The following is a 12,264-nucleotide window of genomic DNA, read 5'->3' on the forward strand; positions in this document are numbered from 1 at the left end:
TACTGGTTGCTTAACTTTGCGGCAATTCTGCGCCCAAAGGCGCTTTTTTGCTGAAAATTACATCATACCGTTGTCGCCTTCGCGGATTTTCCAGCCGCTGGTCACCGAGATAGCGCGGCGCAATCCGGAGATCGCGTAGTCGCCAACGATGTCTTCGTCATCGCGCGGCGAGCTGAGCGTGATTTCCGCGTCGACGCCGTGGCGATAGGCGCCATGGTGGCTAAAGATGGTGCCGATAAAACATTTATCGTTGAGCCAGACCGGGATATACGCCACGGTTTCGTAGATATAGTTCGATGGTACGCCGCTGTAGTAGTTTTCCGCGTCGTCGGATGACGTGCCAGGAGGAATAGGACAAATCGGCGCGTCATTGTCGCTCTGCGGCTTATCCTTGAGCAGGCTGCTCTGCATCACTTCCAGCGACTTCAGCAGGTCTGATTTTTCCCTGTCATTCAGCGCCGGCGTCAGGGGTTGACCTTTTTCCGGCGAGCTGATGTCGTTGAGGGTGTAGCGGTAGCGGATCGTCACTGCTGGCGTACTGCCTGAGGGGCCAAACGGGCGCAAGAGATAGAGATTATCTTCGCCAAACTGGCCGTTGTACCAGAGCGCATAAACTTGGCCATTAATGCGTACCCAGTGGCTCCACTGGTTGGCGCCGCGGCCGTTAAGAGAGTAGAGCGCGCCCGGAACGCCTGCGTCAAAATCATCGCCGTTGCCGCTATCATCGCTGTTGACCGCAGCAAAAGCGTCGTCGCTGCGTTTTAATATCCCGGTATAGCTAAAGAGTCCGGTACCGCCGACGTAGCTGTCGATGATTAAATCACGTTTACCGTCTCCGTCGAGGTCAACCAGCGTAAAGCTGACTTTGCCGTTTTCGGAGTCGGCGCTGATATCGGACTGGAGAAACGTCTGCCACTCATCATCGCTGATATCGGCGGAGGGCTTCGTCGTCGAGACCAGAGAGTCGTCCGCGTAGGTCAGCGTAAAATGGCTGACGTTGCCGCTGAGGGGAAACTGCTCGGCGATCTTATTCAGATCCAGTTCAGGATTGACCTTCTGCTCTTTTAACACCGCGTTGTATAACGCTTTCAGCGCGTTGTTATCGGCATCTTTCTGCTGCTTTGGGATAACCTGGCCCACAAAGGTGGGCAGCATCCACGCGCCTCCGGGGGCGATTTCCCGGCAGTCACCGGTGGTGTACTTCAGGCTCTGGATAAACGTTTTACCGTCCCAGACGCGCTCTTCGCCGCTGATGCAGTCGGCGATACCGCGGCCTTTATTGAAAAAGGTGAGCACGCCGTCGGCATAGCTGGAGGCGTCGGTGGTGACCAACTGAGGCGGGGTCATAAATCCTTTGTCCACGACCCACACTGCATAGCCGTCGTTGTAGGCCGCGCGCCAGCACAGGGCCTGAATCAGCGTGTGGTTTTTATCCAGCGGGGTTGCGGTGAGTTGGCGCTCAGACGCCGGGATATCCGCGTTTTGCCAGTCGTCACAATGGCTGTTCAGGAGCGGGACGAGCTGGGGAAGGAGTTTCTGCCGCTGCTTTGCCGTCAGCGGCGCGGTAGCGGCATCGTGAACCGCCGGCGCGGCGATAATTTCCGGCGCGGGCGCTGCCGTTAAAATATTGTCATCACCGGCGTCGCCCTGGCGTAACAGCGCATCGGCAGTGCCCAGGCGCCGCTGGAACTCATCCATCTTCAAAAATACGGCGCTGCTGCCTGCGTCGGAAAGCGTCTTACGCTCGCCGTTAAGCGCCAGCTCAATTTTGCCGTTGTGCTCAAGGGCCTGAATCAGGGCCGCCGTCTGGGTATCATCGAAGCGAAAGTGGCTCTCGTCGGCGACCTCAAGCGGACCGTGATCCCGATCGTCAATAAACAGGTTTACCGCGGCATCGGGAGGAATATCGCGTTCGGTTTGCGCGAAGGTCGCGACAGCGATGACGTGCTGCGCCACGCCCGCATTGCGGGTCAGCAGAACGCTGACTTCGCCCACGGTGGTGCCATACCCCGCGGCCCGACAGGTCCCGGTGTTGTCGCAGGCGAGCTCCCAGTCTTTATGCGCGAAAGAAAAGCCTTGCGGAGAGGCTGCCAGGAGCGGTGTTGAACACAGCCCCATGGCGGCAAGCCAAAGAAGAGAGCGCATATCAAACCCTGTCAGCATATCGATGAAGGGGAATTATATGCGCGATGAATCAGTTAAGATATCGGAATCAGGTCAGGGCGCCGCCCATACGGCACTGGGCAAAACGCAAAATGTCTTCAGCCAGGCGACGCGCGGTATCGACGTCCGTCTGGCTGCGTTTGATCAGCAGTCGGCTCAGGCAGCCTTCGATGATCAGCTCCATCTGCTTCGCGACCATTGCTGGATCGTCAACTTCGAGCTGGCTAAGCAGTTCGTGGGTATAGGCCAGCGAAGCCTGCTTTTGCTGCTCGGCCAGCTGATGGATCGGATGCTGAGGGTCCGGGTAAAAAGTACAGGCGGCGATAAACAGGCAGCCGGGATAACGATGGTTGCTCACGCAGGTGGTCAGCGCGGCGTAGCGGGCCAGCAGCTTCTGCTCCGCGCTGAGCGACTCGTCCAGCAAAAGCTGGCGGCGCCAGGCATCGACCTGATGGCTGAGATAGCGAAGCGCGTCATATAACAGCGCCTCCTGGTCAGGCCAGAAACGTTTGAGGTCATTGAGCGGGTAAGCCACGCGCTCGGCGACCATTTCAAGCGTGGTGTTAGCGATACCCTCGATTTCGAGGATTTGGATGGCTTCACCCAGGACATCTTCACGTTGCACGGTCTTTTCCTCCATTTTTCCTCCTACAGTGTCGCTCACGGTTGTCGATCGCGCAAATGGGCGCTGAATGCCGCGGCATCCATAAAGCCGGTGACGCGCTGCGCGGGCTGCTCCTCGCCCCGTTCGTTGAAAAACAGAATCGTGGGCAAGCCGAGCACCTGGAGGTGCTTCAGCAGCGCCGCGTCCTGCTCGCTATTCTTCGTGACATCAACCTGCAGCAGAACGGTCTCTTTCAGGGCCTGTTGAACGTCAGGTGAACTGAAGATGTATTTCTCGAACTCTTTGCAGGCCACGCACCAGTCGGCGTACAGATCGAGCATCACCGTTTTGCCTTTCGCCTGCGCCAGCGCCTGATTGAGCTCATCGACGTTATGGATGCGGGTAAACTGGAGATGGGCCTGCTGTTGGGCGACCGGCGCATCGAAAGCCCAGTCCTGCAGTGGACGGGCGCTGACCAGCGCGGCGCCGAGCATCGCTATTTGCACGATACGCAGCCAGGGGCGCGTGCCGCCCAGTGAGGTGATAAACGCCCAGCTAAAAAAGGCGACGCCCAGCAGCGACCAAAGCCGCAGGCCCCACGGTTCGCCCACGATACGCTCCAGTAAAAAGACCGGCAGCGCGAGGATCACAAAGCCAAAGGCGGTTTTGACGTGGGCCATCCACGGGCCGCTTTTCGGCAGCAGGCGGTTACCGAATACGGTCACCAGGATCAGCGGCAGCCCCATTCCGAGCGCGTAGAGGTACAGCGTTCCGCCGCCCAGCCACAGATTACCGCTCTGGGCGATATAGAGCAGAATGGCGCTCAGCGGCGCGGTGGTGCATGGCGAGCAGATTAATCCAGCAATTGCCCCCATGGCGAATACGCCGCCGGTTGAACCGCCCTGGCGTTTGTTGCTCATCAGCGTCAGACGCGTTTGCAGCGACGAAGGCAGCTGGAGCGTAAATAGACCAAACATCGACAGCGCCAGCAGGATAAACACCACCGACAGGCCAATCAGCACATAAGGGTGCTGCAGCGCCGCCTGGAATTGCAGGCCCGCAGCGGCAACAACCAGCCCCAGCGAGGTGTAGGTTAAGGCCATACCCTGAACGTAGATAAAGGCCAGCAGCAGCGCGCGGGCGGTGGAGAGGCGTTTTTGACCGCCCAGCACGATACCGGAAATGAGCGGATACATCGGCAGAACGCAGGGGGTAAACGCGATGCCGATACCAATCAATAGCGCCCACAGCGCGCTAAAGGGCAGATCGGCGCTTTTTTCGTCCGTAGCGGGGGGCGCAAGGTCAGCGGGTGACTCGACCGGCAGCGCCGGGCGCGTTTCCAGCGGCAGGGACGGATTAAGCATCGGTTTTTTATCGCCGGATTGCGCCAGCGCGTTGCCGAGCGGCACGATTTTGGTTTCCGGCGGATAGCAAAAACCGGCATCCGCGCAGCCTTGCCAGGTGACGGTCAGGGTCGCCCCGGCGGCGGCGTGAGTCAGAGTGACCGGCACGGTCAGGCGCTGGCGGTAAATTTCGCTTTTACCGTAAAACTCGTCCTCATGCCATTCGCCTGCGGGCAGCGAAGGTTCGCTAAACGCCGCATCGGCGGACGTCAGCTTTATCTGTTTACGGTAAAGATAGTAACCATCCTTGATTTGCCAGGTCAGATTAAGGTCGTGTTGATTCTGCTGAAAATCGAAGGCAAAAGCCTGGTCAGCAGGAACAAAGTTCGAACGGCCAGGGGCGTCGAACAGGCCGGCAATGGCCGAAGTGCTGCAAAGCAGCAGGATCAGCGTAATGATGCGTTGAGCCATGAGAGGTAATCGTTGTCTCCGTGAATAACGGGCAGAACCAGAAGTTCAGGGGTTTGATACGGGTGATGGGACTTCAGGCAGTCCAGCAGCGCCTGCTGATGGGCAAGGTCGGTTTTCAGCAGCATTTGCACTTCATACTCCTGCTCCAGTTTTCCTTCCCAGTAGTAGAGCGATGTCGCTCCCGGCAGGAGAGTGGCGCAGGCGGCGAGTTTTTCCGCCAGCGCTTTGGCCGCCAGGTCCTGGGCGGTCGCTTCATCCGGCGCGGTACAGAGTACAACAACAGCATCAGGCGTAGTCATCGTGAACCTCGTATCAGCGAAAAGAGGCACTATAGCACGCAAGGTGGGGAGGATTAACGCAACGGGCCAGGATCTGGCCCGAATTTGAAGAGATTTACAGCATGATGCCACCGAAAATAAACCCGAGGATCACGCACAGCGTAATGGCGATGACGCCGGGGATCAGGAAAGCATGGTTAAAGACGTATTTGCCGATGCGGGTTGAGCCGGTGTCGTCCATTTCGACCGCCGCCAGCAGGGTTGGGTAGGTCGGCAGAACGAAAAGGGCGGAGACGGCGGCAAACGAGGCAATGGCGGTAAGCGGGCTCACGCCCAGCATCAGCGCGGCGGGCATCAGCGCCTTGGTGGTCGCAGCCTGGGAATAAAGCAGGGTCGCGGCGAAGAAGAGCACCACCGCCAGCAGCCACGGGTAGTTGTGCAGCAGGTCGCCCGCCACGGTCTGGATATCGCTGATGTGGGCTTTGACGAACGTATCCCCCAGCCATGCGACGCCGAGAACGCAGACGCAGGCGCTCATGCCGGATTTAAAGGTGCTGGCGTTGAGGACTTCACCAGTGTCGATTTTGCAGGTAATGCTTATCAGCGTCGCGATTGTCAGCATAAATACGACGATCGCTTCGTTACGCGGCAGGACCGGGTTCTGGATCAGGCCTACGGTATCGCTAATGGCGGTGGCGTAGAACATCACCGCGATGATACCAATCAGAAACAGTAAGACCGAGCGTCTGGCGTGCGGCTTCAGTTCAAAAACCTGGCTACCGCGCAGTTTGACTTCCCCTTTTGCCAGTCGCTCCTGATAAATCGGATCGTCTTTCAGCTCGCAGCCGAGGAAGTTACAGACGATGGCGGTAAGCATGACGGCAATCAGGGTAACCGGAATACAGATCGCCAGCAGGGTCAGGTAGCTGACGCCCAGCGGCTCAAGAATGCCGGCAAAAAAGACCACCGCTGCCGAAATCGGCGAGGCGGTAATCGCAATCTGCGAAGCGACCACCGCGATAGAGAGCGGGCGCGAAGGGCGGATGCCCTGTTCTTTTGCCACTTCGGTGATCACCGGTAGGGTCGAGAACGCGGTATGCCCGGTTCCGGCAAGTACGGTCATAAACCAGGTGACCAGCGGGGCGAGAAAGGTGATGTATTTGGGGTGACGCCGGAGCATTCGTTCGGCGAGACTGACCAGATAGTCCATCCCTCCGGCGACCTGCATGGCGGCGATAGCGGCGATAACCGCCATAATGATTTCAATGACGTCGAAGGGGATCGCGCCGGGTTTAATTTGAAAAACGAGAGTCAGGACGAGGACGCCCAGGCCACCGGCGAAACCGATGCCGATGCCCCCCAGTCTGGCTCCCAGATAAATAGCCAGCAGGACAATAACGAGTTCTGCACCAAACATATATGCCTTCCTTGTTTTATTAACAAGTTGATATTGGGTTGTTGTGATTTAGTAAATCAATAAGAACAAAAAAGGCATGTCATCGCTGACATGCCTGTGGTAAGTCTACTCTGAAGACCTATTGTTCGCTTTCATCGGTGTAACGCTTCGCTTTATAGGCCGGGTGCATCAGGTTCTGCGCAGAGAAGATGTCATCCAGCTCCGCTGCGGTCAGTAGCCCGCGCTCAAGCACCACGTCCCTGACGCTCTTGCCCGTTTCGGCGCAAATCTTGCCGACGATATCGCCATTGTGGTGGCCGATATACGGGTTGAGGTAGGTGACGATGCCAATCGAGTTATAGACGTAGCTTTCACATACCGCTTTGTTGGCGGTAATACCGCTGACGCATTTTTCCAGCAGGTTGTAGCAGGCGTTGGTCAGAATATGAATAGATTCAAACATCGCCTGGCCAATCACCGGTTCCATCACGTTCAGCTGCAGCTGGCCCGCTTCGGAAGCCATGGTGACGGTGGTGTCGTTACCGATCACCTTGAAGCACACCTGGTTGACGACTTCCGGGACCACCGGGTTAACTTTGGCGGGCATGATGGAAGAGCCCGCCTGCAGTTCAGGCAGATTGATTTCGTTCAGGCCAGCGCGTGGGCCGGAAGAGAGCAGGCGCAGGTCGTTACAGATTTTGGACAGTTTTACCGCCAGGCGCTTCAGGGAACTGTGGACCATCACGTAGGCGCCGCAGTCGGAGGTCGCTTCGATCAGATCTTCTGCGGGTACAACCGGCAGGTTGCTGACTTCCGCCAGTTTTTGTACCGCTAACTGCTGATAACCATCCGGGGTGTTCAGGCGTGTGCCGATAGCGGTCGCGCCAAGGTTCACTTCCAGCAGCAGTTCCGCAGTGCGCAGAATGCATTTGGTCTCTTCGTTAAGCAGAACATTAAACGCGTGGAACTCCTGACCGAGGGTCATCGGCACCGCATCCTGTAGCTGAGTCCGACCCATTTTCAGAATGTCCTGGAACTCAACCGCCTTCTGCTGGAAGCCTTCGCCCAGCTGGTTAATCGCATCGATCAGCTTGAGGATGGAGGCGTAGACCGCGATGCGGAAACCGGTCGGGTAGGCATCGTTAGTGGACTGGCATTTATTAACGTGGTCGTTAGGGTTGAGGTACTGATATTCGCCTTTCTGGTGGCCCATCAGCTCAAGGCCGATGTTGGCCAGTACTTCGTTGGTGTTCATGTTTACGGAAGTGCCCGCGCCGCCCTGGAAGACGTCGACCGGGAACTGGTCCATGCATTTGCCGTTATTCAGGACCTCATCGCAGGCGGCGATAATGGCATTGGCAACGCTTTTGGGGATAGTTTGCAGCTCTTTGTTAGCCTGCGCAGCGGCCTTCTTCACCATCACCATTCCGCGGACAAATTCAGGGATATCGCTGATTTTGTTGTTGCTGATGTAGAAGTTTTCAATCGCTCTCAGAGTATGGACGCCGTAGTAAGCGTCAGCTGGAACTTCCCTGGTACCCAACAGGTCTTCTTCGATACGAATGTTGTTTAACATGTGAACCTTCTCTTTCAAGCTGCCTATGAATTCACCAAATACGCAGAATTTATCGGATCTAGCGCATTTTCTGGCCGCAGATTATTTCCTTAATCGGCCCGGTACCCACGATCATATGCTGATGATAGCGAATATCAGCCGCCCTGATCACTTATTATGTAGTGAATCTTATAAGAATTATTAATCTGTGAAATGGGTCACCGGTTTTCTATTGTTGAAAAAAATAAGCTTTTTTTACGATTGAAAAGTGACGTTTTGGCCCAACATCTTTTTGATGCGAATAGCACATCTATGACTACGGGCGCCGACGCGGGCGTCTGTTTATGAAGGAGACGCCGGTGCGTTGGATTCCGTTAATTGCCGTTTTTTTATACGTTTACATTGAAATCTCGATCTTTATCCAGGTCGCCCATGTGCTTGGCGTCCTGCTGACGCTGATTCTGGTGATCTTCAGCTCGGTGGTGGGGATATCGCTGGTGAAAAACCAGGGTTTTAAAAACCTTATGCTGATGCAGCAGAAGATGGCGGCGGGGGAGAGCCCGGCCGCTGAGATGATCAAAAGCGTGTCGCTGATTATCGCCGGTCTGTTGTTACTTCTGCCGGGGTTCTTTACCGATTTCCTGGGTCTGCTGCTGCTGCTGCCTCCGGTGCAGAAGCATCTGACCTTGAAGCTGATGCCGCATCTGCGTTTTAGCCGGATGCCTGGCGGCGGGTTTAGCGCCGGAACGGGCGGCGGCGATACCTTTGAAGGCGAATATCAGCGTAAAGACGACGAGCGCGACCGTCTCGATCATAAAGACGATCGCCGCGACTAACATCCTCCAGGCCGGTTACTCCGGCCTGGAATACCTCTCTGCCAGCCGGCGCTTCGGTAAAAACAGCCACAGTCCCGCCAGCATGATAAACGCGTACAGACTCTTCCAGCCAACCATCGCCAGCAGCACCAGGCACAGTACGCTGCCAAACGCCGCTAACAGACGATAACGTCCCTGAAGCAGACGGCAGCCCGCCAGCATGCACAGCAGATAGATCATGATAAAAATGCCGTTGGCGTAGACGATCAGCGCATCAAGGTTGATATTGAGCGCATAAATGCACAATGCGCTAATCACGCAGCAGCCGAGGACCGCGTTCAACGCGTTACGCGGAATTTGCCGCGGCGACAGGCGGGACAAATAGCTATCGGGTTTGTGCTGCGCCTGCGACCAGACCAGGCGGGCAAAGCTCTGAATATAAATATTGAGGCTGGCGAAGCAGGCGAGATAGCCGATAACGCAGGCGATCCATAGCGCCTGAACGCCGAACAGGCGTACCACGATATTGGGTAGCGACGCGGCGGCGGCCATCTCCTCGCCAAAGGCATGAAAATGCAGGACCAGCACGGTACAGGCCCAGTAGACTGAACCCGCCAGTAACAGGCCGATCATCAGCGCGCGGGGGAAATCGCGTTCCGGCTGCTTAAATTCAGAGGCCAGGTGCGCGAAGGCCTCAAGACCGACAAAACACCAGAACATCACCGAAAGGGCAGAAAAAAGCTGCGAACTGTCGATATCAGAAGGCGGCGGGAAGGGGATCTGTGCTGGGTTTATCGCGCCGCGCCACCAGATGGCGACAATCAGGGCGACAATCAGCACGGCAACCAGCGTTTGTAGATTGGCGCTGGAGCTGGCTCCGCGAGAACCGACCCACCAGATAATCGCCAGCGTTCCCAGCTCGGCCAGCAGCAGCTGGCTGTCGTGCCAGCCAAAGAGCGCCTGACCAAAGCCGGTGGCGATATGCAGGGCAGCGGGTAACCCAACCGGGATCACCGATAAAAAGAGCCAGCCGGTGACGCGCGCCAGGCGCGGGCCAAAAGCCATATGCACAAAATGCGCTACGCCGCCTGCGCTGGGAAAGTGGCGGCCCAGCGTGGCGAAGACGATAGCGATGGGAAACACCAGTAAAATCAGTGCGGGCCAGGCCCACAGGCTGTTATCGCCGGCGACCAATGCCGCCAGCGCCGGAACGGCGAAAACGCCGGTTCCCAGTAATGATGTGGAAAGTAGCCCCACTCCTTGAGCAAGCCCCAACTCCTGTTTTAAACCACTCATGATTCAACCTTGCGCCCGGCAAAAAAGGGATGGTATCACAATCGCTTTTGCTTATGACGTCAGCTGAGGGCGGCAAATTAGTGTGCGTCTGAGCACGTGGACAAATTTTTTTTTGCTTTTCCCCTTGAAGCGGGAAAACCCCATCCCCATCTCTCAGGGCACTAGCCGGAAAACCGTGTGCGGACCGGCGTCATCCATAACTGATAATGACTTTCTCAAAGGAGAGCTATCAAAATGAGTATTCGTCCGTTACATGATCGTGTGATCGTCAAACGTAAAGAAGTTGAAACGAAGTCTGCTGGCGGCATCGTTCTGACCGGTTCTGCGGCAGCAAAATCAACTCGTGGCGAAATCATCGCTGTCGGTAAGGGCCGCATCCTGGAAAACGGAACCGTGCAGCCTCTGGACGTTAAAGTTGGTGACATCGTCATTTTCAACGATGGCTACGGCGTAAAATCCGAGAAGATCGACAATGAAGAAGTGTTGATCATGTCCGAAAGCGACATTCTGGCAATTGTTGAAGCGTAATCCGCGAACGACACTGAACATACGAATTTAAGGGAAAGATAAAATGGCAGCTAAAGACGTAAAATTCGGTAACGACGCTCGTGTGAAAATGCTGCGCGGCGTAAACGTACTGGCAGACGCAGTTAAAGTAACCCTGGGCCCGAAAGGCCGTAACGTGGTTCTTGACAAATCCTTCGGTGCGCCGACCATCACCAAAGACGGCGTGTCCGTAGCGCGTGAAATCGAGCTGGAAGACAAGTTCGAAAACATGGGCGCGCAGATGGTTAAAGAAGTTGCCTCTAAAGCGAACGACGCTGCAGGCGACGGTACTACCACCGCAACCGTACTGGCGCAGGCTATCATCGCTGAAGGCCTGAAAGCCGTCGCTGCGGGCATGAACCCGATGGATCTGAAACGTGGTATCGACAAAGCTGTCGTAGCCGCTGTTGAAGAACTGAAAACGCTGTCCGTACCGTGCTCTGACTCTAAAGCCATTGCTCAGGTTGGCACCATCTCCGCTAACTCCGACGAAACCGTAGGTAAACTGATCGCTGAAGCGATGGATAAAGTCGGTAAAGAAGGCGTGATCACCGTAGAAGACGGTACCGGTCTGGAAGACGAACTGGACGTGGTTGAAGGTATGCAGTTTGACCGCGGCTACCTGTCTCCGTACTTCATCAACAAGCCGGAAACCGGTGCTGTTGAGCTGGAAAGCCCGTTCATTCTGCTGGCTGACAAAAAAATCTCCAACATCCGCGAAATGCTGCCGGTTCTGGAAGCCGTAGCGAAAGCTGGCAAACCGCTGGTTATCATCGCTGAAGACGTTGAAGGCGAAGCGCTGGCGACCCTGGTGGTGAACACCATGCGCGGCATCGTTAAAGTGGCTGCGGTTAAAGCACCGGGCTTCGGCGACCGTCGTAAAGCTATGCTGCAGGACATCGCAACGCTGACCGGCGGTACCGTTATCTCTGAAGAGATCGGTATGGAGCTGGAAAAAGCGACTCTGGAAGACCTGGGTCAGGCGAAACGCGTTGTTATTAACAAAGATACCACCACCATCATCGATGGCGTGGGTGAAGAAGCTGCGATTCAGGGCCGCGTTACTCAGATCCGTAAGCAGATTGAAGAAGCGACTTCTGACTACGACCGTGAAAAACTGCAGGAGCGCGTGGCTAAACTGGCCGGCGGCGTTGCGGTAATCAAAGTCGGCGCGGCTACCGAAGTTGAAATGAAAGAGAAGAAAGCACGCGTGGACGACGCCCTGCACGCGACCCGTGCTGCGGTAGAAGAAGGCGTGGTTGCTGGTGGTGGCGTAGCGCTGGTTCGCGTTGCTGCTAAACTGGCTGGCCTGACCGCTCAGAACGAAGATCAGAACGTCGGTATCAAAGTTGCGCTGCGCGCAATGGAAGCACCGCTGCGTCAGATCGTTTCCAACGCTGGTGAAGAGCCGTCTGTTGTTGCTAACAACGTGAAAGCGGGCGAAGGTAACTACGGTTACAACGCCGCTACCGAAGAATACGGCAACATGATCGACTTCGGTATCCTGGACCCAACTAAAGTGACTCGTTCTGCTCTGCAGTACGCAGCATCCGTTGCTGGTCTGATGATCACCACCGAGTGCATGGTCACCGACCTGCCGAAAGGCGATGCTCCTGATTTAGGTGCTGCTGGCGGTATGGGTGGCATGGGTGGTATGGGCGGCATGATGTAATCGTGCGCTATACCCCTTAGAAACAAGGAAACCCTCGGGCAGAAATGCTCGGGGGTTTTTCTTTTTGTCGTCTTTTTAGTATAAGGTTGTACATCCGGGCCAGTGCGTCCAGCTCATTGATCGTG

Annotated in this window: 10 protein-coding genes; 3 read left to right on the plus strand and 7 right to left on the minus strand. The window is 56.2% G+C overall.

The features are described from left to right. Positions 1-57: 57 nt before the first annotated feature. The 6 genes from CMQ96_RS16520 to aspA all read right to left on the minus strand — a co-directional run bounded on the left by CMQ96_RS16520 (position 58) and on the right by aspA (position 7,831). Positions 58-2,145, minus strand: a complete 2,088-nt coding sequence (locus CMQ96_RS16520) for a DUF1176 domain-containing protein (RefSeq protein WP_098067032.1) — start codon at positions 2,143-2,145, stop codon at positions 58-60. A gap of 67 nt (positions 2,146-2,212) precedes the next feature. After that, the gene (locus tag CMQ96_RS16525; RefSeq protein ID WP_004127985.1) at positions 2,213-2,803 is read right to left on the minus strand and encodes a transcriptional regulator; all 591 of its coding nucleotides are present in this window, start codon (positions 2,801-2,803) and stop codon (positions 2,213-2,215) included. A gap of 20 nt (positions 2,804-2,823) precedes the next feature. Further along, positions 2,824-4,581, minus strand: a complete 1,758-nt coding sequence (locus tag CMQ96_RS16530) for a protein-disulfide reductase DsbD (protein WP_098067033.1) — start codon at positions 4,579-4,581, stop codon at positions 2,824-2,826. Beyond that, positions 4,557-4,880 carry a divalent cation tolerance protein CutA gene (gene cutA / locus CMQ96_RS16535; protein WP_004109254.1) on the minus strand — a complete coding sequence of 108 codons (324 nt, stop codon included), beginning with the start codon at positions 4,878-4,880 and terminating at the stop codon, positions 4,557-4,559. The genes CMQ96_RS16530 and cutA overlap by 25 nt, the downstream gene beginning before the upstream one ends. A 94-nt stretch (positions 4,881-4,974) precedes the next feature. Continuing rightward, a complete protein-coding gene (locus CMQ96_RS16540) occupies positions 4,975-6,276 on the minus strand; it encodes an anaerobic C4-dicarboxylate transporter (protein WP_004871172.1) in 1,302 nt (433 codons plus the stop codon). A 118-nt stretch (positions 6,277-6,394) separates the two neighbouring features. Next, positions 6,395-7,831 carry an aspartate ammonia-lyase gene (gene aspA / locus CMQ96_RS16545; RefSeq protein ID WP_004097898.1) on the minus strand — a complete coding sequence of 479 codons (1,437 nt, stop codon included), beginning with the start codon at positions 7,829-7,831 and terminating at the stop codon, positions 6,395-6,397. 338 nt (positions 7,832-8,169) lie between these two features. Between aspA and CMQ96_RS16555 the strand changes: the two genes are divergently transcribed. Beyond that, positions 8,170-8,646 (plus strand): FxsA family protein, encoded by a 477-nt coding sequence (locus CMQ96_RS16555; RefSeq protein WP_004097899.1) that lies wholly within the window; start codon positions 8,170-8,172, stop codon positions 8,644-8,646. A 15-nt stretch (positions 8,647-8,661) separates the two neighbouring features. Here the strand turns inward: CMQ96_RS16555 and yjeH are convergent, their stop codons facing one another. After that, positions 8,662-9,921 carry an L-methionine/branched-chain amino acid transporter gene (yjeH, locus tag CMQ96_RS16560; RefSeq protein WP_024360233.1) on the minus strand — a complete coding sequence of 420 codons (1,260 nt, stop codon included), beginning with the start codon at positions 9,919-9,921 and terminating at the stop codon, positions 8,662-8,664. A gap of 234 nt (positions 9,922-10,155) precedes the next feature. Between yjeH and CMQ96_RS16565 the strand changes: the two genes are divergently transcribed. Next, positions 10,156-10,449, plus strand: a complete 294-nt coding sequence (locus tag CMQ96_RS16565; protein ID WP_003855929.1) for a co-chaperone GroES — start codon at positions 10,156-10,158, stop codon at positions 10,447-10,449. 43 nt (positions 10,450-10,492) lie between these two features. After that, complete coding sequence (gene groL, locus CMQ96_RS16570; protein ID WP_004871165.1) at positions 10,493-12,139, plus strand: chaperonin GroEL; 1,647 nt, start codon at positions 10,493-10,495, stop codon at positions 12,137-12,139. The last annotated feature ends 125 nt before the right edge of the window (positions 12,140-12,264 follow it).

The sequence above is a fragment of the Klebsiella sp. MBT K-1 genome, assembly GCF_002556465.1.
Taxonomy (GTDB): Bacteria; Pseudomonadota; Gammaproteobacteria; order Enterobacterales; family Enterobacteriaceae; genus Klebsiella; species Klebsiella grimontii.

Coding starts and splice junctions, on each gene's coding strand:
- CMQ96_RS16520 (WP_098067032.1), bottom strand. CDS start 2,145: ATGCGCTCTCTTCTTTGGCTTGCCGCCATGGGGCTGTGTTCAACACCG.
- CMQ96_RS16525 (WP_004127985.1), bottom strand. CDS start 2,803: ATGGAGGAAAAGACCGTGCAACGTGAAGATGTCCTGGGTGAAGCCATC.
- CMQ96_RS16530 (WP_098067033.1), bottom strand. CDS start 4,581: ATGGCTCAACGCATCATTACGCTGATCCTGCTGCTTTGCAGCACTTCG.
- cutA (WP_004109254.1), bottom strand. CDS start 4,880: ATGACTACGCCTGATGCTGTTGTTGTACTCTGTACCGCGCCGGATGAA.
- CMQ96_RS16540 (WP_004871172.1), bottom strand. CDS start 6,276: ATGTTTGGTGCAGAACTCGTTATTGTCCTGCTGGCTATTTATCTGGGA.
- aspA (WP_004097898.1), bottom strand. CDS start 7,831: ATGTTAAACAACATTCGTATCGAAGAAGACCTGTTGGGTACCAGGGAA.
- yjeH (WP_024360233.1), bottom strand. CDS start 9,921: ATGAGTGGTTTAAAACAGGAGTTGGGGCTTGCTCAAGGAGTGGGGCTA.
- CMQ96_RS16565 (WP_003855929.1), top strand. CDS start 10,156: ATGAGTATTCGTCCGTTACATGATCGTGTGATCGTCAAACGTAAAGAA.
- groL (WP_004871165.1), top strand. CDS start 10,493: ATGGCAGCTAAAGACGTAAAATTCGGTAACGACGCTCGTGTGAAAATG.